This is a genomic window from Streptomyces pactum (assembly GCF_016031615.1).
Classification (GTDB): Bacteria; Actinomycetota; Actinomycetes; order Streptomycetales; family Streptomycetaceae; genus Streptomyces; species Streptomyces pactus.
The window spans coordinates 1-1,694 of sequence record NZ_JACYXC010000015.1 but is presented as its reverse complement, the minus strand read 5'-3'; the positions used below and the strand labels follow the sequence as shown (position 1 = coordinate 1,694).

The window sequence follows — 1,694 nt, the reverse complement described above, 5'->3', positions numbered from 1 at the left end:
GGATCGGTGCCGATCGGTCCGGGCGGGAGCAGGAGCGGTGCGGGTGGCGGTGGGCGCCGTGCGGCACCCGGCCGGCCCGTAGCGGCCGTCCCCGACCGGACGTGACCCGCGTGACCCGCGGGGGCTGCCGGTACGGGTGTGACCCGTGCGCCCCGCAAGGGTGCCCGAGGGGTGTCCGCCGTGGGGCACGTCCCCGCGGTGCTGTACGGGCGTACGGGCCGCCCTACACGTACTCGGTGGGCAGGACCGGCTCGCCGCGCGACAGCTGGGTCGCGGAGAGCGGCAGTCCGGCCCGGGCGGCCCGGTGGCGGTCGCGGGCGGCGTCCAGCGGTTCGCGGCCGACGATCTCCCCGTTCCGCACCAGCGGCACCTGGATCAGGCGGTCCCGCAGCTCGTCCGGGATCTCGCCGGAGCCGACCACCTCGGCCTCGGCCACCCCGTCCGCGTCCAGCCGCCGGGCCGCCCACTTGCGGCCGCCGACCGACGTCTTGCCGCCCATCGACCGCTTCGACACCGCCCGCAGCGGCGCCGTGGCGTCCGGGCCGGCGGCGCTGTCCGCGCGGGCCACCAGCTTGTAGACCATGGAGCAGGTCGGGTGCCCGCTGCCGGTGACCAGCTGGGTGCCCACCCCGTACGCGTCCACCGGCGCCGCGGCCAGCGAGGCGATGGCGTACTCGTCGAGGTCGCTGGTCACCACGATCTTGGTGTCCCGGGCGCCCAGCTCGTCCAGCTGCTGCCGGACCCGGTGGGCGAGGAGGAGCAGGTCGCCGGAGTCGATCCGGACCGCGCCCAGCCCGGTGCCGGCCACCTCCACCGCGGTGCGCACCGCCTCGGCCACGTCATAGGTGTCCACCAGCAGGGTGGTGCCGCTGCCGAGGGTCTCCACCTGCGCGGTGAAGGCGTCGCGCTCGCTGTCGTGGAGCAGGGTGAAGGCGTGGGCGCTGGTGCCCACGGTGGGGATGTTGTAGCGGAACCCGGCCGCCAGGTCGGAGGTGGTGGCGAAGCCGCCCACGTACGCGGCGCGGGCCGCGGCGACGGCCGCCAGCTCATGGGTGCGCCGGGCACCCATCTCGATCAGCGGCCGGTCCCCGGCGGCGACGGCCATCCGGGAGGCCGCCGCGGCGACCGCGGAGTCGTGGTTGAGGATCGACAGCACCACCGTCTCCAGCAGCACGCAGTCGGCGAAGGAGCCCTCCACCCGCATGATCGGGGAGCCGGGGAAGTAGACCTCGCCCTCCGGGTAGCCCCAGATGTCGCCGCGGAAGCGGTAGCGGGCCAGCCGGTGCAGCGTCGGCTCGTCCACGATCCGCTGGTCGGCGAGGAAGTCCAGCACCCCGCTGTCGAAGCGGAAGTTCTCCACCGCGTCCAGCACCCGGCCGGTGCCGGCGACCACGCCGTAGCGGCGGCCCTCCGGCAGCCGGCGGGTGAAGACCTCGAAGACGCAGGCCCGGTCCGCGGTGCCGGCCCGCAGTGCCGCCTGCAGCATGGTCAGTTCGTAACGGTCGGTGAAGAGCGCCGTCGAGGGCACGCCCACCTTCCCCCAGCCGCCGGCCGGGGGCTCGCCGTCCGTCCGGGCGCTGCCGCCCGGACCCTGCCCGCGGGTGCCACCGGTGCGCCCTTCCGCTCCGGACAGCCCCATGTCCGCTGTGTTCATGGACATGATGCTAGCAGCATTCTCGTCAAGTTGACGATTT

The 1,694-nt window shown here is 74.9% G+C and carries 1 protein-coding gene; it reads right to left on the bottom strand.

The window, feature by feature from the left end; genetic code table 11:
- Positions 1-223: 223 nt before the first annotated feature.
- Positions 224-1,654: a nicotinate phosphoribosyltransferase gene (locus IHE55_RS30405; RefSeq protein ID WP_197988726.1), complete on the bottom strand. Its 1,431-nt coding sequence runs from the start codon at positions 1,652-1,654 to the stop codon at positions 224-226.
- Positions 1,655-1,694 lie beyond the last annotated feature (40 nt).